Raw genomic sequence first — 25,167 nt, 5'->3', positions numbered from 1 at the left:
GCGACCCCATGGACGAGAACGGCAAGCTGCGCGCGTACCTGGCGCGCGTCAGCGGGGAGCTCCACGAAACCCGGCTCCACCTGCGGGACCTGGAGACGAAGAACGCGGAACCCATCGCGATCGTCGGCATGGCTTGCCGTTTCCCCGGCGGCGTCGACTCCCCGGACGACCTGTGGACCCTGGTCGCCGAGGGCCGCGACGCCATCGCCGGTTTTCCCGAGAACCGCGGCTGGGACGTGGCCGGGCTCTACGACCCGGACCCGGACGCGCCCGGCAAGTCGTCCGCCCGCACCGGCGGATTCCTCTACGACGCCGACGAGTTCGACGCCGGGCTCTTCGGCATCTCCCCGCGCGAGGCCGAGTCGATGGACCCGCAGCAGCGGCTGCTCCTGGAATCGGCCTGGGAGACGTTCGAGCAGGCGGGCATCGCCCCTGACGCCCTGAAGGGCAGCCGCACGGGCGTGTTCGCGGGCGTCATCCAGCACGACTACATCTCCTGGGCGGCCTCGGCGCTGGAGTCCATCAACGGCTATCAGGGCACCGGCAGCGCCGGAGGCGTGGCCTCCGGCCGCGTCGCCTACACCTTCGGCCTTGAGGGGCCCGCGGTGACGGTGGACACGGCGTGTTCGTCGTCGCTGGTGGCGATGCACCTGGCGTGCCAGTCGCTGCGGGCGGGGGAGTGCTCGATGGCTCTGGCGGGCGGCGCCACCGTCATGGCGACCCCCGGACTCTTCGTCGACTTCAGCCGCCAGCGCGGCCTCGCGCCCGACGGCCGCTGCAAGGCCTTCGCCGACGCCGCCGACGGCACGGGCTTCGCCGAGGGCGTCGGACTCGTCCTCCTTGAACGGTTGTCGGACGCGCGGCGCAACGGGCATCGGGTGCTGGCGGTGGTGCGCGGGAGTGCGGTGAATCAGGACGGTGCGTCGAATGGGCTGACGGCGCCGAATGGTCCGTCGCAGCAGCGGGTGATCCGGCAGGCGTGGGCGGGTGCGGGGTTGCGTGGCGCGGATGTGGATGTGGTGGAGGCGCACGGTACGGGCACGACGTTGGGGGATCCGATCGAGGCGCAGGCCCTCCTTGCCACGTACGGGCAGGACCGTTCGGTGGAGCGGCCGTTGTGGCTGGGGTCGGTGAAGTCGAACATCGGTCATACGCAGGCCGCCGCCGGTGTCGCTGGTGTGATCAAGATGGTCATGGCGATGCGTCACGGGCGGGTGCCGCGGACGTTGCATGTGGACGCGCCGTCGGGGCATGTGGACTGGTCGGCGGGTGGGGTGGCGCTGGCGGTTGAGGAGCGGGAGTGGCCCGCCGTGGACCGGCCCCGCCGCGCCGCCGTCTCCTCCTTCGGCGTCGGCGGCACCAACGCCCACCTGGTCCTCGAACAGGCCCCCGACACACAGGCCCCCGACACACAGGCCCCCGACGCACCGGAGCGGCCGACGACGACAGCACAGGCCGGGGTGGTCCCCTGGGTCCTCTCCGCCGCGTCCCCCGCCGCGCTGCGGGCCCAGGCCGAGCGCCTCGCGGCCTTCGCCGGCGCAAGGACCGAACTCGGCGCCGACGCGATCGGGCACGCGCTGGCCACCGGACGGGCCCGCCTGGCCCACCGGGCCGTCCTCACCGGCGCCGACAGGACCGCGCTCCTGGCGGGCCTCGAAGCGGTACGGCGCGCGGAGCCCGCTCCCGGCGTGGTCACGGCCGAGGGCGAGCCCGTGGTGGAACGCGGCCGCGTGGTGTTCGTCTTCCCCGGCCAGGGCTCCCAGTGGGCGGGCATGGGAGCCGAACTCGCCGACGCCTCACCGGTGTTCCGCGCCCGCCTCGAAGAGTGCGCGGCCGCCCTGGCCCCGCACACCGACTGGTCCCTGATGGACGTGCTGCGCGACGCTCCCGGCGCGCCGCGGCTCGACCGCGTCGACGTCGTCCAGCCCGCGCTGTTCTCCGTCCTGGTGTCCCTCGCCGCGCTGTGGCGTTCGGCGGGCGTCGAGCCCGACGCGGTGGTGGGGCACTCCCAGGGCGAGATCGCCGCCGCGTGCGTGGCGGGGGCGCTGTCCCTTCAGGACGCGGCGGCCCTGATCGCGCTGCGCAGCCGCATGGCCTCGCGGCTGCGGGACCAGGGCGGGCTCGTATCGGTCGCGCTGCCCGTGGCGGACGTGGAGCGGCGCATCGCGCCGTGGGGCGACCGCCTGAGCGTCGCGGCTCTCAACGGCCCCTCGGCCGTCGTGGTCGTGGGCGACGAGGAGGCGCTGCGGGAACTGCTCGCGCACTGCGAACAGGAGTCCGTACGGGCCCGCTACGTCCCCGCGTCCATCCCCACGCACTCCGCGCGCGTGGAGCCGCTCAGGGACGAACTCCTCGACGTGTTCTCCTCGATCGCGCCCCGCCGGGGCGAGGTGCCCTTCTACTCCACGGTCACCGGCGACATCGTGGACGGCGCGGACCTGGACGCCGCGTACTGGTACCAGAACCTGCGCCAGCCGGTGCGGTTCGAACCCGTCACGCGGCTCCTGATGGAGCGGGGCTTCGACGCCTTCGTCGAGGTCAGCCCGCACCCCGTGATCACCGCCAGCATCGAGGACACCGCGGCCGCCGTCGCCGCGGGGCCGGTCGCCGCGGGCGGCACGCTGCGGCGCGACGAAGGCGGCTGGGAGAGGTTCCTGCGGTCCGCGGGGGCGCTGTTCGCCCGGGGCGTGGACGTCGACTGGCCGACGCTGTGCGCGGACCAAGACGGCGAGCGGCCCGCCCTGCCCACGTACGCCTTCCAGCGGGAGCGGTACTGGCTCGACACCGGAGCCAAGGCGGGCGACGCACAGGCGTACGGCCTGTCCGGGGTCGGGCATCCGCTGCTCGGCGCGGCCGTGGAGGTGCCGGAGACCGGCGGGCTCGTCCTCAGCGGCCGCCTCGCGCCGAGCGACCAGCCGTGGCTCCTGGACCACCAGGTGCGCGGCGAGGTGGTCGTCCCGGGCGCCTGCCTCGCGGAGCTCGCCGTCCGCGCGGGCGACGAGGCGGGCTGCCCCGTCCTGGAGGAACTGGCCATCCACATCCCCCTGGTGGTGGCGGAGTCCACCACCGCGCAGCTGCGCGTCGGCGTTGGGGAGAGCGCCGGGGACGGCACCCGGACGGTGACCGTCCACGCGCGCCCCCAGCACGACGAAGGACCCTGGACGTGCCACGCCACCGGCACCCTCGCCCCGCCCGCCGCGACCCCGGACCCGGCGGCGCCCTGGGCCACGGCGTGGCCGCCGCAGGGCGCGGAGCCCATACCGGTGAGCGGGGTGTACGACGACCTGACGGCCCGGGGGCTGCACTACGGCCCCGTCTTCCGCGGCCTCGAAGCCGCCTGGCACCGCGACGGCGAGACCTTCGCCGACGTCGCCCTGCCCGAGGGCGGCCGGGCGGACGCCGACGCCTTCGGCGTGCACCCGGCGCTCCTGGACGCGGCGCTGCACGCCTTGGTGCTCGGCGGGGCGCTGCCCGCGGCGCGGGCCGGTACGCCCTGGATGCCGTTCGCCTGGTCGGGCGTGCGCCTGCACGCCACCGGCGCGCTGCGGGTGCGGGTCCGCATCACCGCCGCCGCCACCGAGGGCACCGTACGCGTGGACATCGCCGACTCCGCGGGCCACGCCGTCCTGACGGTGGACGCCCTGACGCTGCGGCCCCTGCCCGAGGGCGGCCTCGTCCGCCCGGCCGCCCACGCCGACCACCTCTACCACCAGGCGTGGGTGCCCCAGCACGTCACCGCCGAGGCCAACGCCGAGGCGGCCGGGGCCGGCTGGGCGGTGTGGGGCGAGAACCTGCACGGTCTCGACGCCGGTGCCTCCGCCTCCGGCACCGCCCCCGCCGTCGTCATCTGGCAGGCCCCCGGCGGCACCGGAGCCGAGGGCGCGCGGGCGGCGGCGTGCGCGGCCCTGACCACCGTCAAGCGCTGGCTCACCGAGGCGTCGGACGCCGAGGGGCGGCTCGTCGTGACGACCACGGCGGGCGTACGCGTGGCCCCCGGCGAGGACGTCGACGCGGGCGCGGCCGCCGTGTGGGGCCTGGTGCGCTCCGCGCAGTCGGAGAACCCCGGCCGCGTCACCCTGCTCGACGTGGCCGACGGCACACCGCTGACGGCCCCGCTGCTCGCCGCGCTCCTCGCCACCGGCGAACCACAGCTCGCCCTGCGCGGCGACGGCGCGCACGCGCCCCGGCTGCTGCGGACCGCCGCCGCGCACGTCCTGCCGCTCGCGCCGCGCGCCCCGGGCACGGAGCACGACCCCGGGTCCGCGGTCCGGATCGGCATGCGGACCGCGGGCTCCGCGGAGAACCTCCAGTGGCTGCCCGCCGACGACGCCCGCGACGAGCTGCCCTCGGGCCACATCCGGGTGGCCGTACGGGCCGCCGGCCTCAACTTCCGCGACGTGGTGGCCGGTCTGGGCATGGTCGGCGGCGACGTCGGACTGCTCGGCACCGAAGCGGCCGGGGTCGTCCTCGACGTGGGCGACGGCGTGAGCGACCTCGCGCCCGGCGACCGCGTCTGCGGCATCGGCCTCGGCTCCTTCGGCACCACGGTGGCCAGCGACCGGCGCGGCTGGGTCCGCATGCCCGACACCTGGACCTACGCCCAGGCGGCGACCGTCCCCGTGGTGTTCCTGACCGCGTACTACGGACTGCGCGACCTCGCGGACCTCAAGCGCGGCGAGTCGCTCCTCGTCCACGCGGCGACCGGCGGCGTGGGCATGGCCGCCCTCCAGCTCGCCCGCCACCTCGGCGCGGAGGTCTACGCCACCGCGAGCCCGCCGAAGTGGCCCGTGCTCGAGGGCCTCGGCATCCCCGCCGCACGCGTCGCCTCCTCCCGGGCGCTGGAGTACGAGGAGCGCTTCCGCTCCGCCACCGGCGGCCGCGGCGTCGACGTCGTCCTCAACTCCCTGACGGCCGACCACGTGGACGCCTCGCTGCGGCTGCTCGCCGACGGCGGCCGGTTCCTGGAGATGGGCAAGACCGACATCCGCGACGAGCGGCAGGTGGCCGCCGTGCGCACTGGCGTCGGCTACTGGGCGTACGACGCGCTCGACGCCGGGATGGACCGGGTCGCCGCCATCCTCGCCGAGCTGATGGAGCTGTTCGAGCGGGGCGCCATCGCGCCCCTGCCGACGACGCCCTTCGACGTGCGCCAGGCGCCCGAGGCCTTCCGGTTCATGGCCCAGGCCCGGCACACCGGAAAGATCGTCCTCACCCTGGACCGGGCCCTTGACCCCCAGGGCACCGTGCTCGTCACGGGCGGCACCGGCGACTTGGGCGCCCAGGTGGCACGGCACCTGGTGGCCCACTACGGAGTGCGGCGCCTGGCGCTGGTGAGCCGTCGCGGCCCCGGCGCGCCCGGCGCCCCGGAGCTGCGCGCGGAGCTCGAAGCGGCCGGGGCCGCGGCGGAGCTCGTCGCCTGCGACGTCAGCGACCGCGACGCCGTGGCCGCCGCCCTGGCGGCGATCCCGGCCGAGCACCCGCTCACCGGCGTCGTACACTGCGCGGCCGCGCTCGACGACGGCGTCATCGAAGCCCTGGACGACCAGCGCGTGGAGCGCGTGTTCGCGCCCAAGGCGGACGCCGCGTACCACCTGCACGAGCTGAGCCGCGGCCTCGACCTGGCGCTGTTCGTGGTGTTCTCGTCGGCCGCCGGAGTCCTGGGCGGCCCGGGCCAGGGCAACTACGCGGCGGCGAACTCCGTCCTGGACGCCCTGGTCCAGGCCCGCCGGGCCGAAGGGCTGCCCGGTGTGTCCCTGGCCTGGGGCTGGTGGGGCCAGGGCAGCGGCCTGACCGGCGCGCTCAGCGCGGCCGACCGCGAGCGCTTCGCCCGCGCGGGCGTCCTCGCCATGAGTCCGGCCGAAGGGCTCGGCCTCTTCGACGCGGCGCTCGCCCACCAGCTGCCGGTCATGGTCCCGGCGAAGCTGAACCTGGCGGGCCTGGCCCGGACCGGCGCGGTGCCGCACCTGCTCACGTCCCTGGCCCGGCCCACCGCGGCCGGACGCCGCGTCGCCGACAGCGGCGGCGAGTCCAGCGGCGCCCAGGAACTGCGGCGCCGCCTGGCCTCCCTGACCGCCCCCGAACAGGAGCGGTTCCTGACCGACCTGGTGTCACGTCAGGTCACCACCGTCCTCGGCCACGCGCAGGACACCGCCGTGGAGGCGGCGCGGCCCTTCACCGAGATGGGCTTCGACTCCCTGACGGCGGTGGAGCTGCGCAACCGCCTCTCCCAGGCCACGGGCCTGCGGATGCCCGCGACCCTCACCTTCGACCACCCCACCCCGCTGGCCCTCACCCGCCATCTGCACCAGCAGCTCACGGACGGGCCCGACGCGGCAGCCGCCGCCGTCCCGGTGCCCCTCACCGCCGCCGCGTCCGACGAGCCCGTCGCCGTCGTCGGCATGAGCTGCCGCTTCCCCGGCGGCGCCGACAGCCCGGAGCGGTTCTGGCGCAACCTGGTCGAGGGCGTCGACACCGCCTCGGAGGTGCCGCCGGACCGGTGGGACATGGACGCCTACTACCACCCGCGCAAGGGGGTGCCCGGCAAGGCGTACACGCGCAAGGCCTCCTTCGTGCCCGACCTCGCCGAGTGGGACGCCGAGTTCTTCGGCTGCACCCCGCAGGAGGCCCTGCGCCTCGACCCCCAGCACCGGCTCCTGATGGAGACGGCGTGGCTGGCCCTGGAGGACGCGGGCCTGCCCGCCGAGCGGCTGCGCGGCAGCAGGACGGGCGTGTTCGTCGGCCTCAGCGACTCCAGCCAGTACCAGCGGCGGCAGTTGGAGGCGGAGGGCGAGGCCTGCTACGACGACCCCAGCTTCTTCCTCGGCCTGTCCGCGAGCGCCGCCGCCGGCCGCGTCGCCTACCACCTGGACCTGCGCGGCCCGTGCGTGACCGTGGACACGGCCTGCTCCTCCGCCCTGACGGCGACCCACATGGCCGTCCAGAGCCTGCGCCGGGGGGAGTGCGACCTGGCCGTCGTGGCCTGCGCCTCGGCGATCATCGACCCCCAGGCGATCGTCCAGGCCTGCAAGATGAGCATGTTGTCCGCCGACGGGCGCTGCAAGACGTGGGACGTCACCGCGGACGGGTTCGTCGCGGGCGAGGGCGCCGGAGCCATCGTGCTGCAGCGCGCGGGCGACAGCGAACGGGAGCGCCGGGCGGGCCACGCGGTGATCCGCGGCTCCGCGATGAGCCAGGACGGCCAGAGCAACGGCCTGACGGCGCCCAGCCGTTCGGCGCAGGTCGCCGTGGTGCGCGCCGCCCTCGCCGACGCGGGCCTGGCGCCCGGCGACATCGGCTTCGTCGAGGCGCACGGCTCGGGCACGAGCCTCGGTGACGCCATCGAGTTCAGCGCCCTGCGCGACGTCTTCGGCGACCGGCCAGGGGCGCGCCCCCTGCTCGTCGGAGCGGTCAAGACGCACGTCGGGCACCTGCTCACCTCGGCCGGGATGGCGGGCCTCATCAAGTCCGTCATGGCGGTGCGGGCGGGCGAGGTGCCGGCCAACCTCCACCTGGAGCACCCCAACCCGGAGGTGACGCTGGACGGTCCGGTGCGCCCGGCCCGCTCGCGGCAGCCGTTCCCGCTGGCCGCCGACGCCGACGCCGCCGACGCCGCGCCGCGCCGCGCGGGCGTCAGCTCCTTCGGCTGGTCCGGCACCAACATCCACCTGGTGCTCGAACAGGCCCCGGCGGTCGCCGAAGAGCAGGCAGAGGAGCCCGCCGACGAGCGCGCCGAAGAGCTCTTGACCCTGTCGGCGACGAACAGCGCGAGCCTGCGCGAGGCGGCGGCCGCCCTCGCCGGGCACCTGGAGGAGCACCCCGAACTTGCCCTCGCCGACGTGGCGTTCACGACCCGGACCGGCCGCACGGCCTTCCCCGTCCGCAGGGCCCTGGTCTGCCGCGACCTCAACGACGCCGTCGCCCGGCTGCGGGCCGACGAGCACGCCGACGGGCACACCGCCCCCGAACGCAGGCACCGCGTCGGCCTCCTGCTGCCCGGCAGCCCGGCCCGTCCGGAGGGCGTCGGCGAGCTCTACGCCACCGAACCGGCCTTCAGGGCGGCCGTCGACGCGTGCGCGGACCTGGCCGCCGCCCGCTGCGGCACCGACCCGCGCACCGCGCTCGGCCTGACGGGAGCCACCGCCGCCGAAGCCGCCACTGAAGCCGCCCCCGAGGCCGCCGCCGACGCGCTCACCGGCTTCACCGTCGCCTACGCCCTGGCCCGGCTCCTGGAGGCGTACGGACTCAGCCCGTCCGTGCTCATCGGGCAGGGGACCGGACACTACGTGGCGGCCTGCCTGGCGGGTGTGTGCGACCTCGCGGACGCGCTGTCCCTGGCCGCGGACACCGGCCACGCCGCCCAGGTCGCCTTCCGGGAGCCGCGCGTCAACGTGGTCTCGGCGGTGACCGGTGAACTCCTCACGCCCGACGAGGCCGTCGACCCCCAGTACTGGGCGAAGGCGGCGGTCCGTGACGGCGCCGAAGCCGCCGCCGACCTCGGCCGGTACGCGAGCGTCCTCGTCGAGGCCGGTGCCCGCGGCACGTACGCCGGTGCGGACCGCCCCGAGGACGACGGCGGCCACGCCGAGGCGACCGTGCCGCTGCTGCCGCCGCCGGGTGGGGGCTCCGGGCGCGGCGCCTGGCTCGCGGCCGTCAGCCGCCTGTGGGAGCTGGGCCTGACCGTGGACTGGAGCGCCGAGACCACCGAGACCACCGGGACCGCCGGGACCGCCGAGAGCGCTGGGAGCACTGAGCGGCGCCGACTGCTGCGGCTGCCGTCCTACCGCTTCCAGCGCGCCCGCTACTGGCCCGCGCCCGCGGCACCGGCCGAAAGCACCGGGACCGGAACCGGGACCGGAACTGGGACCGGAACCGGGTCCGGGCCTGGGGCTGGGGCTCGCAAGGCCGGAGAGCGCGGCACCCGCTTCCTCGCCCCCAGCTGGCGCCGCCACTCCGCCCTGCCCCCGGCCGCGCCCGCGGAGCCCACGACCGTGCTCGTCCTCGCCGGGCGGACCGGCCTCGGCGCGGCGCTGGTCGACCAGGCCGAGGCCGCCGGGCACCGGGCCGTCCTGGTCGAGCCCGGACAGGAGTACGCGGTGGGGGAAGGCACCGTGACGATCGACCCCGCCCGGGCCGAGCACTACGAGCGGCTCCTGAGCGAACTGGGCGCGATCGCAGGGGAATCCGGGGAACCTGGGGAACCTGGGGAACACGGCCCCCGGGCCGCGGCGGTCCTTCCGCTGCGGGTGGTGCACGCCCTGGCCCACGACCACGCCCGCGCGGGCGGCCGCGACCGGGACCCCGATGCCGCCCTCGACAGCGGCTTCTACAGCCTGCTGTGGCTGGCCCAGGCCGCCGGACGGGTCCTTCCGGGCCGTGACGTGGAACTCGTCGTCGGCCTCGCCAGCGCCTTCGACGTGCTCGGCGGCGAGGACGTCGACCCGCTGTCCGCCCCGGCGGTCGGCCTGGCCCGCTCCCTCGTCGTGGAGTACCCGCGCGTCCACGGCCGCTGCGTCGACCTGGATCCGGCCGAGGCGCACGAGAGCGCCGCGGGACAGCTCCTGCGCGAGTTCGCGCTGGCGGCCGACGGCGGCGACGACACCGTCCTGAGCGCCTGGCGGCGCGGGCGGCGCTGGCTGCCGGGCCTCGAACCGGTGCGGCTGCCCGAGGTCAGCGCCGACCAGGTGTGGCGGCCCGGCGGCGTCTACGCCCTGACCGGCGGCACCGGCGGGCTCGGCCTGGCCCTGGCCCGCACCCTCGCCCCGACGGGCGCGAAGCTCGCCCTGATCGGCAGGACCGAGCTGCCCGAACCCGAGCTGTGGGACTGGTGGCTCCAGGCGCACCGCCCCGACGACCGGATCAGCGGCGTCCTGCTCGCCATCAGGCAGCTGCGGGCGGCGGGCGCCGAGGTGCTCCCGGTGACCGCGGACGTGAGCGACCCGGCCCAGGCCGCCGCCGCGTTCCGCACGGTGCGCGAGCACTTCGGGGACCTGTACGGCGTCGTGCACACCGCGGGCGTGCCCGGCACGGGACTGCTGCAGACCAAGACCAGGGACGAGGCCGCCAAGGTCCTCGCCCCCAAGGTCGCGGGCACCCTCGCCGTCGCCGACGCGCTCCGGGCCGACCCGCCCGAACTCCTCGTCCTGTACTCGTCCACCGTCACCGCCGTCGGCGGGCACGGCGAGGGCGACTACGGGGCGGCGAACGCCTTCCTCGACGCCTTCGCGGCCGCCGAGGACGGCGCGGGCCGGGTGGCGCACCGCGTCGTGTCCGTGGGCTGGGGCGCCTGGCAGCACGACCGGTGGCAGAGCGAGGCGTACGCCGACGCGCCCGGCTTGCGCGAACGGGCCCGGCGCCTGCGGGAGGAGTTCGGCTTCACCGACGAGGAGGGCACCGCCGCGCTCGGCCGGGCCATCGCGGCCGGACCCGCCCACGTCTACGCGCTCAACCAGCCGCTGGACGCGCTCGTCGCGAGCATGCGGTCCCTGGCGGCCCCCGACGCGCCGCCGCACGCGGCGGCCGGACCCGGCGAACAGCGCTTCCCCAGGCCCGAGCTGAGGGTCCCCTACACCGCCCCGCGCGGCGAGACCGAACGCCGGATCGCGCTCGTGTGGCAGCACCACCTCGGCATGGAGGAGGTCGGCGTGCACGACCCGTTCTTCGAGCTCGGCGGCACGTCCCTGGTCGGCCTCGCCGTCGTGAACCGCCTCGGCGCCGAGTTCGGCGTCGACCTCGCGGCGGCGACCCTGTTCGAGCACCCGACCGTGGCGCGGCTCGCCGTGCTCCTCGACGAGAGCGACCCCGACGGCGGCGCGGACGCCGCCGACCCCACACCCCGGCAGCAGGACACCGAGCAACAGGGCGCGGCACGCGGGCGGCGACGCCGGTCCCAGGCCGCCGCTTCGGCCATCAAGCGCAGGAGGACGGGCAAGTGAGCTGGCAGACGAACGAGGACGAGCCGCGCGACGGCGAGCCCGGGACCGACATCGCGCTCGTCGGCATGGCGGGCAGGTTCCCCGGCGCCGACGGGGTCGGGGCCCTGTGGCACAACATCCGGGCGGGCAAGGACACCATCACGCACTTCACCGAGGAGGAACTGCGCGCCGAGGGCGTCCCCGAGGCGCTGCTGCGCGACCCGGCGTATGTACGGGCCGGATCGGTGCTCGAAGGCGTCGATCTCTTCGACGCGGGGTTCTTCGGCTACACCCCCAAGGAGGCGCAGCTCCTCGACCCGCAGCACCGGCTGTTCCTCGAAAGCTCCTGGCACGCCCTGGAGGACGCGGGAGCCGACCCCGCGCGCTTCGACGGCACGATCGGCGTGGTCGCGGGCACCGGCATCAGCTGGTACCTCCTGAACAACCTGAACTCGCGGCCCGACATCGCCGAGAGCGTCGGCGCGACCCAGGTCGGCCTCGCCAACGACAAGGACTCCCTCGCCACCAGGGCCGCCTACGCCCTGGACCTCACCGGGCCCTGCTACACCGTCCAGAGCTACTGCTCCACGTCCCTGGTCGCCGTGTCCCTCGCCTGCACCGCGCTGGTCAGCGGCGAGGCGGACCTGATGCTGGCCGGCGGCTCCTCGGTGTTCCTGCCCCACCGCGTCGGCTACCTCTACCAGGAAGCGGGCATGTCGTCGCCGGACGGCCGCTGCCGGACCTTCGACGCCTCCGCCCAAGGCACGCCGGTGGGCAGCGGCGTCGGCGTCGTCGCGCTGCGCAGGCTGGAGGACGCCGTCGCCGACGGCGACCGGATCTACGGCGTCATCCGGGGCTGGGCCGTCACCAACGACGGCGCCGACAAGGTCGGCTTCACCGCGCCCGGAGTGCGCGGCCAGGCGGCCGTGATGGCCGAGGCCCTGGCCAGCGCGGGCCTCGCCCCGGCCGACATCGACTACGTGGAGGCGCACGGCACCGCCACGAACCTCGGTGACGCCATCGAGATCGCCGCCCTGCAGCGCGTCTTCGACGTCGACGGCGTCACCCGCTGCGCCATCGGCTCGGTGAAGTCCAACGTCGGCCACCTCGACCGGGCCGCCGGAGTGACCGGCCTGATCAAGACCGCCCTCGCCCTGCACCACGGGGAGATCCCGGCGACCCTCAACTTCGAGCGCCCCAACCCCCAGTTGGCGCGCTCCGCCGACCGGCTCGAAGTGGTCACGGACCTGCGCCCCTGGCCCCGGAGCGAGCGGCCGCGCCGGGCCGGGGTCAGCGCCTTCGGCATGGGCGGCACCAACGCGCACGTCGTGGTGGAGGAGGCACCCCTGCCCGCCGCCCCCGGCGCCTTGGCCGCCCCGCGCGAGCACCGGCTCCTCGTCTGGTCGGCGCGCACGGCGGACGCGGCGGACCAGGTGACGCGCGAGCTCCGGGACCTGGTAGGGAACCCCGCGCCGGCCGCGGCCGGGCTCGACGACGTCGCGTACTCGCTCCAGACCGGCCGCGCCGTGTTCGAGCACCGCCGCGCCGCCGTCGTCACCTCCGCCGAGGACGCCGCGCGCGCCCTCGGCGAGGACGCCGCGCACCGGGTCCTCACCCGCAAGGACGCCGCCCGGCGGCGGGCCAGCTTCCTCCTCGCCGGGGTCGGCGAGCACTACCAGGGCCTGATCGGCGGCCTCTACCGCGCCGAGAGCGTCTTCCGCGAGGCCGTCGACGCCTGCGCCGAGGTCTTCCGCGACCGGCTCGGCACCGACCCGGTCCAGATATTCCTCGGTGAACGCGAGCGGGGCGCACCCGGCCTCGCCGGTCTCCTCGGCCGCACCGACGAGGCGTCCGCGGCGGCCGCGAGCGACGCCACCGAGGTCGTCCAGCCCGCGATGTTCGCCGCCGACTACGCCCTCGGACGGCTCCTGATGTCCTGGGGCGTCAGCCCCCGGATGCTCCTCGGCTACAGCATCGGCGAGTTCGCGGCCGCCTGTCTGGCGGGCAGCCTGACCCTGCCGGAGGCCGCGTCCCTGACGGCGGTCCGCGCCCAGCTCATCTCCGGGCTGCCCGCCGGGGCGATGACCGCGGTCCCGCTGTCGGTCGCCGAACTCGGCGAGAGGTTCGGTCCCCTTGAGGCGAGCGGCGTGGACGTCGCCGCCGTCAACGGCCCCGGCTTCACCGTGCTGTCCGGGAGCGCCGACGCCGTCGGCGCGTTCTCCGCGCGCCTGGCCGACGACGGCGTGCCCGCCCGCGCCCTGCGCGCCACCCACGGCTTCCACTCCGCGACCCTGCGCCCGGTGGCGGCCGAACTCACCGCCTGGGCCCGCTCCGAGCTCGCTCCCAAGGCGCCCGCGATCCCCTATCTGTCCAACGTGACCGGCGCGCCCATCACCGAGGGCCAGCTGCGCGACCCCGGCTACTGGGCCGAGCACATGTGCCGCACCGTCCGCTTCTCCGACATGCTCACGCGTCTGCTCGCCGACGGCGACGACGTGCTCGTGGAGCTCGGCCCCGGCCAGTCGCTCGGCGCCATGGCCCGCAACCACCCCGGGTGCGCCCGCGACCGCTGGCCGCTGCTCCTTCCGACCCTGCCCGCGCAGGCCGAACCGGCCACCGACCAGGCGGTCCTCACCGACGCCCTGGGCCGGATGTGGCTCGCGGGCGTCGACGTCGACTGGGAGGCCTACCACGAGGGGCGCACCCCCCGGAAGACGCCCGTGCCGCAGTACCCCTTCCAGCGCGAGCGGTACTGGATCGACCCGGCGCCCACCGTCCACGCCGACGCGGCCGCCCACGCCACCAGCGCCGTCACGACGCCACCGCCCGCCGCGCGGCCGGACCAGGACGAGCGGTCCGGCGACGGCCTGTTCGTACCCCAGTGGACGCCCCGGCCCCTGACCGGCGGCCCGGCAGGCCCGGCCGCCCTCACCGGCCCCGTCTGGATCCTCGCCGACGACCGCGGCGTCGGCGACGCGCTCGCCGCGCGCCTCACCGCCGACGGACACGCACCCGTCCTCGTCCGGCCGTCGGGCCGCACCGGCACCGGCCACCAGGTCGCCACCGGGGACCAGGACGCCTACGAGCGGCTCCTCGGCACCGCGCCCGCACCCGCCACGGTCGTCCACCTGTGGGGCCTCGACAGCGAACTCGCCGATCCCGCGCACACCCGCGAGACCGGCTTCGACGCCCTGCGGGCGCTGACCGCCGCCCTCGGCGACGCGGGACTCGCCGCGTCCCTGCTGGTGGTGACCGACTCCGTACGGGCCGTCGGCGACGACGACCGGCCGGTCCCCGAACGCGCCACCGTCCTCGGCCCCTGCCTGGTCGCGCCGCAGGAGTACCCCGCGCTCCAGGTCCGCACCGTGGACGTGCTGCGCACCCGGAGCACACCGGAGGACCTCGCCGCCGCCCTGCACGCCGAACTCGGCGCGGACGACCGCACCATCGCCCTGCGCGCGGGCACCCGCCTGGCCCTCGGCCACGCCCCCGCCGCGGAGCAGGACGCGCCGGAGGCGGTCCTGCCGCGCCGCGGCGGCGTCTGCCTGATCACCGGCGGACTCGGCCCGGTCGGCCTGCTCATCGCCGAACACCTCGGGCGGACCCACGGCGTGCGCCTCGTCCTCACCGGCCGCGGCGCCCTGCCGCCCCGCGAAGAGTGGGAGCGCGTCGAGGAACCCGCGACGCGGGCCCGTGTCGAGGGCCTGCGCAGGCTCGCCGACCTCGGCGTGGCCGTGGAGGCCGTCACCGCCGACGTCACCGACGAGGAGCAGCTGCGCGCCGTCGTCACCGGCATCGTGGAACGCCACGGCCGCCTGGACGGGGTGCTGCACCTCGCCGCCGTCACCGACCCGACGACGCTCAGCCCGCTGTCCGGGCTCGGGGCGCGGGAACGCGACGCGCACTTCCACGCCAAGACCGACGGCGCGCTCACCATCGAGCGCGTGCTCGCGGACGTCCCCGTCGGCTTCTGCCTGCTGTTCTCCTCGATGTCCGCCGTGCTCGGCGGCATCGGCTTCGGCAGCTACGCCGCCGCCAACTCCTTCCTCGACGCCCTCGCCCACCGCCACCGCGGCGACACCACCCGCTGGCTGGCCGTCAACTGGGACACCTGGCCCTCCACCGCCGCCGGACTCACCGAGGCGGCCCCGTACGGCGGTTCGCTCGCGCGCTACTCCCTGACCAAGGCCACGGCGCTCGCCGCGCTCGACGCCGTCCTGACCCGGCCGCTGCCGCGGACCGTGGTGTCCGCGGGAGACCTGCCCGCCCGCGTCGAGGAGTGGGTCGAGCGGCACACCGCACCGGCCGCCGCCCCGGCCCGCCCGGCGGACGAGCGCTTCCCGCGCCCGGACCTGTCACAGCAGTACGTGCCCCCGTCCGGCGACACCCAGCGCAGGCTCGCCGAGCTGTGGGGGGAGCTGCTCGGTGTCGACGGGGTCGGCGCCCGCGACAACTTCGCCGAGCTCGGCGGCACCTCGCTGATGGTGCTCCAACTGGTCAAGCGCGTACGGGAGGAGTTCGGCGCCACGGTGTCCCCGGTGACCCTGTTCGAGGCGCCCACCGTGCACGCCCTCGCCCGGGTGCTCGACGGCGCGAACGAGCCCGCCCCGGACGCCGTCGCGGCCGCCGCGCCCGCCCGGCGCCCGGAACCCGCCACGGCACCGGCCTCCGCGGCGGGCGGCGTCGCCCCCATCGCGGTCATCGGCCTGACCGGCCGGTTCCCCGGGGCGGCCGACGTCGACGCCTTCTGGCGCAACCTCAGCACCGGGGTGGAGTCCGTCAGCTGGTTCGACGAGGAGGACCTGCTGGCCGCGGGCGTCCCGCCGGAGCTGGTCAGCGACCCCGCCTACGTGCCCGCGCGCCCGGTGCTCGCCGACATCCGCTCGTTCGACGCGGGCTTCTTCGGCTACAGCCCCCGGGACGCGGCCCACACCGACCCCCAGCACCGGCTGTTCCTGGAGTGCGCCTGGGAGGTCCTGGAGCACGGCGGCTACGGCGCCCGCACCGGCCGGGGCCGGGTCGGCGTGTTCGCGGGCGCCAACTTCAGCACGTACCTGATGCTCCAGGCGGGCCGCCTCGCCGAGGCGGGCGAGGCGGACGTCTACGGCGCCATCATCGGCAACGACAAGGACTCCCTGGCCACCGACGTGTCCTACCGCCTGGGCCTGACGGGACCCAGCATGGCCGTGCAGACCTTCTGCTCCACGTCCCTGGTCGCCCTGCACCTGGCCTGCCAGAGCCTGCGCGCCGACGAGTGCGAGATGGCCCTGGCCGGAGGCGCGGGCATCCACGTGCCCGACCGCGTCGGACACCAGTACCTGCCCGGGGGCATGGAGTCGCCCGACGGGCGCGTCCACGCCTTCGACGCGGACGCCGCGGGCACGCTCTTCGGCGACGGCGTCGGCGTCGTCCTGCTCAAGCGGCTCGACCGCGCCCTCGCCGACGGCGACACCGTGCACGCGGTCATCCGCGGCTCGGCGGTCAACAACGACGGCTCGCTGAAGGTCGGCTACACCGCGCCCAGCGTCGTCGGGCAGGCCGCCGTCATCGCCGACGCCATGGCCCGCGCCGGGGTCAGCGCCGACGACGTCGGCTACATCGAGGCCCACGGCACCGGCACCCCGCTCGGCGACCCCATCGAGATCGCCGCGCTCACCCGGGCGTTCGGCGCGACCGAGCGACGGCAGTACTGCCCGGTCGGCTCGGTCAAGACCAACATCGGCCACCTGGGCGCGGCGGCCGGGGCCAGCGGCCTGATCAAGACCGTGCTCAGTCTGAAGAACAGGACCATCCCGCCGAGCCTGAACTTCACCGCGCCCAACCCCGAGATCGACTTCGAGGGCAGCCCCTTCTACGTCAACACGGCACCGACCCCGTGGCAGGTCGCCGAGGGCCGCAAGCGCGTCGCGGGCGTCAACTCCCTCGGCATGGGCGGCACCAACGTCCACGTCGTCGTGGAGGAGCCGCCCGAGCCCGCCCCGCGCGAGCCGGACACCACCGGCCGCCGGTACGAGATCCTGCCGCTGTCCGCGCGCTCCGAGACGGCCGCCGACGAGGCCGTCACCCGGCTGCGCGCGCATCTGCGGGACGCGCAGAGCCCGCCGTGCGCGCTGGACGTGGCCTACACCCTGCAGGCGGGGCGCGAGCGGTTCGAGCACCGCCGGGTGCTCGTCACCGGCACGCTCGACCGCCTGAGCGCCCCGGCGGAGCAGGAGGTCGAGGGCCTGATGCGGCGCACCGACGCCGTGTCCGGCCGGCCGGTCGACTTCCTGTTCGCGGGCGTGGGCGAGCAGTACCCGGGCATGATCGGCGAACTGTACCGGCGCGAACCGGAGTTCCGGGCCGCCGTGGACGAGTGCGCCGCCCACCTCGGCGACCCGCTCGGCGCCGACCTCGTCCGGCTGCTCACCGCGCCCCGCGACCGCCCCGGCGACGGCGCGGGCCTCGCCGCCCTGCTCGGCCGTACGACGGCCGACGCGCCTGACGGCGACGCCGCCGCCGACCTTGCCCGCACCGAACTCGCCCAGCCCGCCGCCTTCGTCACCGACTACGCCCTGGCCCGGCTCCTGATGAGCTGGGGCGTGCGGCCCGCGACGATGCTCGGGTACAGCGTCGGGGAGTACGTCGCCGCCTGCCTCGCCGGAGTGCTCGACCTGCCCGACGCCCTGCGGCTCGTCGCCTTCCGCGCCCGCCTCATCGCGGACCTGCCCGCCGGCGCGATGCTCGCCGTGCCGCTGTCGCCGGAACAGCTCGCCGCGCGCTTCGGGGCACTGGACGGCCTCGGGCTCGACGTCGCGGTCGTCAACGGCCCCGAGCAGACCGTGGTCGGCGGCCCCCTCGACGCCGTCGAGGACTTCGCGACGCGCCTGGAGCGGGCCGGAGTGCCGGGCCGGAAGCTGGCGACCACCCACGCCTTCCACACCCGGATGCTCAAGCCCGTCAGCGACGAGCTCACCGCCTGGGCCGCCGCGCACCTGCGGCCCCGGGCGCCCCAGCGCCCCTACGTCTCCAACCTCACCGGCGCCCTCGTCACCCACGACCTGGTGGCCGACCCGGCCTACTGGGCGCGGCACATGTGCGGCACCGTCCGCTTCGCCGACGGCCTCGCCCACCTCCTCGCCGACCCCGACCCGGTGCTGCTCGAAGTGGGCCCCGGCCAGTCGCTCGGCGCCATGGCCCGGGTCCACCCCGACTGCTCGCGCGAGCGCTGGCCGCTGGTGGTGCCGACGCTCCCGTCGGCCGCGGAGTCCCGGCCGGACGACGAGGTCGCCGCCGAGACCGTGGCGCGGCTGTGGCTCGCGGGCGTCGACCTGGACTGGGACGCCTACCAACGCGGCCGCGCGCCGCGCCGGACGCCCCTGCCCACGTACGCCTTCCAGCGGGAGGAGTACTGGCTGGACCCGGCACCGGCCCGCGCCGCGCCCGCACCGGCGAGCGAGACCGTCGTGCCCGGGCAGGTGCGCCTCGACGACGTGAAGCGGGCACCCCTGCCGCTGCTGCCCGAGGACAAGTGGCTGCACACGCTCGTGTGGCGGCAGACCGCGCCGCGCCCCGGCGCCCTGCCCGCCAGCCGGTGGCTGGTGCTCACCGACGCCGGGGCCGCCGACGAGGTGTGCGCGCCCCTGGTGCGCAGGCTCACCGCCGCGGGCGGCAGCGTCGTCCTGGTCCGGCCCGACGCGGACGCCACCGAACTGCGGGGCGGCGACGGCGAGTTTCACGTCCGCCCCGGCGACGGGCCGCAGTTCCGCGAGCTGATGCGCGGCCTGCGGGACGAGGGCGGCCTGCCCGAGCGCGTCGTGCACCTGTGGACGCTCGGACTCCCGGCGGGCGAAGAGCCCCTGCCCGGCCCCAAGGAGGTGGAGACCGCGCTGGTGCACGGCCCCGACACGCTCGTCGCCGTGGCCACGGCCGCCGCCGACGTCGGCGCCGAGAAGTGGTCCCTCGACGTCGTCGTCCACGGCACCCGGCAGGTGACCGGCAGCGAGCGCCCGCGCCCCGAACTGAGCACCGTCAGCGGCCCCGTGCGCGGCATCCCGCTGGAGTACCCGGAGGTCTCCTGCCGCCTCATCGACGTCGAACCGGCCCCTGCGGGGAACGCCGACGCCCTGGCCGGGCGCATCGCCGCCGAACTCGGCGACGGCGCCCGGGAGCCCGTGGTCGTCCTCCGCAACGGCAGGCGCTGGCTGCCGGACTACGAGACCCTGCCCGACAGCGGGGCCGCGGCGGGCGACGGCGGCGCGCGGGGCCTGCGCGACGACGGCGTCTACCTGATCACCGGCGGCCTCGGCGGCATCGGCCTCGGCCTGGCCGAGCGCCTGGCCCGCGACTGCGGCGCCGCCAGGATCGTGCTGTTCGGGCGGACGGGACTGCCGCCCCGCGACACCTGGGAGGCCGCGCTCGCCGACCCCGCGGCCGGTGCGGAGGTGCGCCGCCGCCTGAGCGGCGTGCTGCGCCTGGAGGAGCTCGGCGCCGAGGTGGCGATCGTCACCGGCGACGTGAGCGTCCCCGAGGACGCGGCGCGCGCCGTGCGCACGGCCCTGGACCGCTTCGGCGCCCTGCACGGCGTCCTGCACGCGGCGGGCCTGCCCGGCATCGGCCTGATGCAGTTCAAGACCACCGCGGAGATGCGCAAGGTCATGGCCCCCAAGATCGGCGGCACGCTCGCCCTCGCGGAGGCGCTCGACGGCGTGCCGCTGGACTTCCTGGCACTGTTCTCCTCCATCACCTCGGCCACCGGCGGCGGCCCGGGGCAGGTCGACTACAGCGCCGCCAACGCCTTCCTCGACTCCTACGCCGAGGCCGTCACGGCCCTCGGCGGACCGCGCCGGGTCGTGACCATCGGCTGGGGCGAGTGGGAGTGGAACGCCTGGGAGGCCGGGCTCTCCGGGTACGACGCGGAGGTACAGGAGTTCTTCCGCACCAACCGGAAGCAGTTCGGCATCGGCTTCGACGCCGGGTGGCGCGTTTTGCTGCGGGCCCTCGCCCAGGACCAGCCGTACGTGGTGGCCAACACGCAGGACTTCGCCGAGATGGAGCGGCTCAGCAGGCACTTCACGGTGGACCTGGTCGGCGGGCGCGGCCCGGCGGCGGACGCCGCCGTCCGCCATCCCCGGCCCGACCTGGTGACCGCGTTCGTACCGCCGTCGGGACCGGCGCAGCAGGTGATCGCCGAGGTCTGGGCCGACCTGCTCGGCCTGCGCGAGCTCGGCGTCGACGACAACTTCTTCGACCTCGGCGGCAGTTCGCTGATCGGCATGGAGGTGATGGCGCGCATCCGAAGGCGCCTGTCGATCGACGAACTGGCCCCGCACCTGCTCTACGAAGCGCCCACCGTGGCGCGGCTCGCCCGGCTCCTCGCCCCCGAGGAGGAGGCCGCCGCCTCGGGGCCCCGCGGCGGCGACAGCACGGCCGACGCGGACGGCGCGGCCGACGACCGTGCCCGCAGCGAGGGCCGCAGGCGCGGTCTGCGGCGGGCCAGGACCCAGGAGACGGAGGGATCGTGAGCGACGACGAGAACCGCCTGGCCATCGTCGGCATGGCGGGCCGCTTCCCCGGCGCGGGCGGCACCGACGCGCTGTGGGCGAATCTGACCCGCGGCGTGGGCGGCATCCGCGACATCACCCAGGAGGAGCTGGCCGCCGCCCGCGTGTCACCGGCCCTCCAGGCCGACCCGCGCTACGTGCGCAAGGGCGCGCCGCTCGCGGACACGGACCTGTTCGACGCCGCGTTCTTCGGCTACAGCCCGCGCGAGGCCGAGGTCGCCGACCCCCAGCACCGGATGTTCCTCGAGTGCTGCTGGGAGACGCTGGAGGGCGCCGGATACCGCCCGAACGCGACGCCCGGCAAGGTCGGCGTCTTCGGGGGAGTGGCCCCGAGCCACTACGGCATGCGGCACGTCCTGGCCCGCCCGGAGGTGATGTCCACCATCACCCTGGAGCAGTACGGCATGGGCACGACCTCCGACTCGCTGTGCACGCTGGTCGCCTACAAGCTCGGCCTGACCGGTCCCGTGGTGGGCGTGCAGACCAACTGCTCCACCTCGCTGGTCGCCGTGCACCTGGCGGCGCAGAGCCTGCTGACGTACGACTGCGACGTCGCCCTCGCGGGCGGCGCGGCGATCTTCGACCCGCTGCCCACGGGCTACCGCTTCGAAGAGGGCTCCATCACCTCGCCCGACGGCGTGGTCCGCAGCTTCGACGCCGACGCCGACGGCACCGTGATGGGCAACGGCGTCGCGGTGGTCGCCCTGAAGCGGCTCGCCGACGCGAAGCGGGCGGGCGACCACATCTGGGCCGTCGTCCTCGGCAGCGCCCTGAACAACGACGGCGCCGCGCGCGCGGGCTTCTCCGCCCCGGGCGTGGACGGCCAGAGCGCCGTGATCAGCTACGCGCTCGCGGTCTCCGAGGTCGCACCGAGCACCGTCGACTACGTGGAGTGCCACGCCACGGGCACCCGGCTCGGCGACTCCATCGAGCTCGCCGCCATCGACCGGGCCTATCCGGAGGTGCCCGCGACGCCCCGGGTGCTCTCCTCCCTCAAGCCGGACATCGGGCACCTGGACCGGGCCTCCGGCGCCGCCGGGCTCATCAAGGCGGCCCTCGCGCTGCACCACAAGGTCCTGCCCGGCACCAGAGCCTTCCGGACGCCCAACGCGGCGCTCGCCGGGGACCGGTTCACCGTGCTGAGCGAGGACCGGCCCTGGCCCGCCCCGGCGCACCCGCGCCGGGCCGGGGTCAACTCCTTCGGCGCGGGCGGCACGAACGTCCACCTGGTCCTGGAGGAGGCCCCGCCGCGGCCCGCGGCGGAGCCCGTCCCCGGACCGCACCTCCTGGTGCTCTCCGCGCGCACCCGGCCCGCCCTGGACGCGGCCGTGCGGCGGCTGACCGACCGCCTGCGGGACCTGACGCCGGACGAGGTGCGGCTCGCCGACGTGGCGTACACCCTCCAGAAGAGCCGCACCGGCTTCCCGTACCGCACGGCCGTGGTCTGCGCCGACGTGCCGGACGCCCTGGAGGCCTTCGCCGACCCCGGCCGCAGGCTCACCGCCGGACCGGTGAACCCCTCGGGAGCCCGGTACGACGGCACGGAGCCGCGGCTCGCCGCGGAGCGCTGGCTGGCGGGCGCGGACGTCGACTGGCAGGCGCTGCACGACGGGCCCCGGCGGCGCGTCCCGCTGCCGACCTACCCCTTCGAGCGCGCCCGCTACTTCCTGCCGCCCGTCGAAGGGGCAGGCGGGGCGGGCGGGGCCGAAGGGGCCGCGCTCCTGCCGGGCGCCGCCGCGGCCGCCGCCCCGGCGGGCGGCCGCATCCCCGACCTGGCCGACTGGTTCAACTGCCCCTCGTGGCGCTCCGAGCCGCTCGCGCGCGGCCCGGAAGCGGCGCGCGTGCGGGAGCGGGGCCCGTGGTGGGTGGTGGCCTCGGCGGGGCCCGGGCTCGCGGCCGCCCGGCGGCTCGCCGCGCTCGGCGCCGACGTGACGCTGCTGCGCCCGGCCGAAGGCGGCTCGCCGGGGGCCGATGTGCCGGGGGTCCGGGTGCGTGAGATCACCGCCGACGCGCGGCCGGACTTCGTGCGCGCGATCGCCGGCCTGGGGCGGCCCCGCAGCGTGCTGCACGCCCTCAGCCTGGAGGCCGCCCCCGACGACGGCCCCGACGACGCCCCCGAGGACCGGTTCGCACAGGCCCAGCGGCGCGGCTTCCACTCGGTGGTCGCCCTCGTCGGCGCCCTGGGGGAGGACGCCGAGCCAGGACCCGTCGACCTGCTGCTGTGCACCAGGGGCGCCGCCGAGGTGACCGGGGGCGACCTGCGCCACCCCGAGCAGGCGACGCTCGCCGGTCTGCACCCGGTCATCAACCAGGAGTTCGGTGACATCACCTGCCGCCTGCTGGACATCGGCACCGACGCGGGCGACGGCGCTCACCACGGCACAGACGACGGCACCGACCACGGCACCGACGACGGCCCGGCCGCCCTCGCCGACGTACTCCTCGCTGATGAACTCCTCGCCGAGACCGGCGCGGAAGGACCGACCGACCCGGTGGCGCTGCGCGGCGCCGTGCGCTGGGTGCGGACCTTCGCCCCGGTGCGCGTCGAGCCCGTCGAGGACGTCACGCGGACGGTTCCGCGCGGCGCCACGGTCCTGATCACCGGCGGTCTCGGCACGGTCGGATCGGCGCTCGCGGAGCACTTCGCGACCACCCGGTCCTGCGGCCTCGTCCTGACCACGAGGACGCCGCTGCCGCCGGAGAGCGAGTGGCAGGAGTGGCTGGACCGCCACCCCGAAGACGGTGCCACCGACCCGACCGCCACGCGCATCCGCACGGTCCTGGACCTGCGCGAGCGCGGCGCGGACGTCCTCGTGGCCGCCGCCGACGCGGCGAGCCGCCAGGACATGGGCGCGGCCCTCACCGCCGCGCGGGACCGCTTCGGCTCTGTCGACGTCGTCGTCCACGCGGCGGGCGCCCAGGGCCGGGAGTTCTTCGGCTTCGCGCCCAGCCTGAGCCGAGAGGTGTGCGACACGCACTTCCGCGCCAAGGTCACGGGCCTGCGGGTGCTCGACGAACTGCTGCGCGACGGCGAGGCGCCGGTCCGCGTGACGATGTCCTCGCTCGCGGCGGTCCTCGGCGGCGTGGCCTACGGCCCGTACGCCGCAGCCAACGCGGCCATGGACGCCTACGCGCGCGTGCTCGGCGACGCGCGCGGACGGTGGCTCGCGGTCAACTGGGACACCTGGAACCTGGGCGAGGACCCGCACGGCGACCTGGGCGTCACGATGAAGGACTACTTCTACGACGCCGCCGAGGGCTGCGAGGTCCTGGAGCGCTGTCTGTCCGTCGCCCGCAGGTGCCCCCAACTGACCATCTCCACCGGCCCCTTGGAGCACCGCTTCGACCAGTGGACGCGGCGCGGCGAGACGGACGCGGAGCCGCCCCGCACCCGCTACCCGAGGCCGGAGCTCCCGGTGCCGTTCGAGTCGCCGGGCTCGGCGGACGAGGAGGCCATCGCCGAGATCTGGAGCGACATCCTCGGCGTCGACGGCATCGGCGTCAACGACGACTTCTTCCAGCTGGGAGGCCATTCGCTGGCCGCCGTCCGGATGATGACGCGCATCCGCACTCGGTTCGGCGGCTTCCCCGCACAGGTGCTCATCGAGAACCCGACGGTGCGCAGCTTCAGCAAGGCCCTCACCGCACGGAACTGACCGCACCCACCGCTACACGCCGCTACACACCTCGACACATCTCTACGCACACCGCACACCCCCATTCATCCGCAGAGCGAACAAAGCGAACAAGGAGAACAGCGATGGCCCACGTGGGAGTCGTAGGCGCCGGAGTCATGGGCGCCGGTGTGGCACAGAACCTGGCCCAGTCCGGCCACTCGGTCGCGCTGGTGGACAACGACCCGCGCGCGATCGAGCAGGCCCTGACCTCCATCGAGACCAACTGCCGGATGAGCCGCCTCCTCGGCGGCCCCGCCCTCGACGCGGGCGAGGTCCTCGCCCGGATCGAGGGCGGCACCGACCTCGCGCTGCTCGCCGAGGCGGAGGTCGTGATCGAGAACATCACCGAGAACTGGGAGCTGAAGCGCGACCTGTACCGCCGGATGGACCCCGTGGTGCGGGCCGACGCGGTCTTCGTCGCCAACACCTCCGCCATCCCCATCACCCGGCTGGCGTCCCTGACCGAGCGGCCCCGGCAGTTCGTGGGCGTCCACTTCATGAACCCGGTGCCGATGAAGCCCGCCGTGGAGCTGATTCCCGGCCACCACACCTCCCCGGCGGCCCTGGAGCGCGTGCGCGACCTGCTGACCTCCATGGGCAAGAAGGCCATCGACGTCAACGACGCCTGCGGCTTCGTCTCCAACCGGGTGCTCATGCTCACCGTCAACGAGGCCGCCTACCTCGTGTACGAGAACGTGGCCACCGCCGAGACCGTGGACGAGGTCTTCCGCAGCTGCTTCGGCCACCCGATGGGCCCGCTGGAGACCGCGGACCTCATCGGCGTCGACACGATCCTCTACAGCATCGAGGTGCTGCACGAGCACTTCGCCGACAGCAAGTACCGGCCCTGCCCGCTCCTGAAGCACATGACCGACGCCGGCCTTCACGGCCGCAAGTCGGGCGAGGGCTTCTACTCCTACGGCCCTTCGGCCGCCGCCGCGAGCCCCACCGCGAGCCCCGCCGCCAACGGCCACCGGGCGGACCGCCCGGTCCCCGCCACCTGACCGGCCACACCAGCTCTTTCGACCGTAACAACCG

At 75.8% G+C, this 25,167-nt stretch carries 4 protein-coding genes; all 4 read left to right on the top strand.

Annotation, left to right across the window (positions count from 1 at the left end; translation table 11 throughout):
• Nucleotides 1-8 precede the first annotated feature (8 nt).
• The 4 genes from AC07A4_RS22560 (at nt 9) to AC07A4_RS22545 (ending at nt 25,133) form a co-directional block, all read left to right on the top strand.
• On the top strand, nt 9-10,931 hold the full coding sequence (locus tag AC07A4_RS22560; RefSeq protein WP_478601434.1) for an SDR family NAD(P)-dependent oxidoreductase: 10,923 nt from the start codon (nt 9-11) through the stop codon (nt 10,929-10,931).
• Nucleotides 10,928-20,413: a type I polyketide synthase gene (locus tag AC07A4_RS22555; RefSeq protein WP_478601432.1), complete on the top strand. Its 9,486-nt coding sequence runs from the start codon at nt 10,928-10,930 to the stop codon at nt 20,411-20,413. The genes AC07A4_RS22560 and AC07A4_RS22555 overlap by 4 nt, the downstream gene beginning before the upstream one ends.
• Entirely contained in the window at nt 20,410-24,108 is a 3,699-nt protein-coding gene (locus AC07A4_RS22550; protein ID WP_478601430.1) for an SDR family NAD(P)-dependent oxidoreductase, read from the top strand. The genes AC07A4_RS22555 and AC07A4_RS22550 overlap by 4 nt, the downstream gene beginning before the upstream one ends.
• A gap of 104 nt (nt 24,109-24,212) precedes the next feature.
• The gene (locus AC07A4_RS22545) at nt 24,213-25,133 is read left to right on the top strand and encodes a 3-hydroxyacyl-CoA dehydrogenase family protein (protein ID WP_478601428.1); all 921 of its coding nucleotides are present in this window, start codon (nt 24,213-24,215) and stop codon (nt 25,131-25,133) included.
• Nucleotides 25,134-25,167 lie beyond the last annotated feature (34 nt).

This window comes from Streptomyces sp. NPDC043996 (assembly GCF_056435225.1).
The sequence above is the reverse complement of the archived record's forward strand: the minus strand, read 5'-3'. Positions and strand labels throughout refer to the sequence as shown.